The sequence below is a fragment of the Polaromonas sp. P1_G2 genome, from assembly GCF_056405515.1.
Genome location: NZ_JBFUBY010001715.1, coordinates 1 through 364, shown reverse-complemented (window position 1 = coordinate 364; position 364 = coordinate 1). Strand labels below are relative to the sequence as shown.

At 63.5% G+C, this 364-nt stretch carries 1 pseudogene; it reads right to left on the bottom strand.

Features of this window, described 5'->3' with window-relative positions:
- Positions 1 to 364 (bottom strand): annotated as a pseudogene (locus AC1D0P_RS32250) (cysteine--tRNA ligase); the annotation flags it as partial.

Here is a 364-nt window from a genome sequence, read left to right as displayed (position 1 = left end):
CTCGATATGCCAGCCGGGCCGACCGAAGATCGTCACCTTTTCGCGGTCAGTCGCGAATTCTCCGTTCCAGCCGGGCTGATCGGGGGCTGACTCCTTCCAGAGAACGAAATCCGCCGGGTTTTTCTTGTGCGCTTCGACGGCGACGCGGGCGCCGGCCTGCTGATCTTCCAGCTTGCGCTTCGAGAGTTGGCCATAATCGGGCATGGAGCCAGTCGAGAACAGCACTTCCCTGCCCTCGGCGCCGGTGGCGATATAGGCATGGCCGCGGTCGAGAAGCTGCTGAATGATTTTCACCATGCCGGCGATGTGCTCGGTGGCGCGTGGTTCCTTGGTCGGCGGCAGGCAGCCCAGCGCCGTCACATCC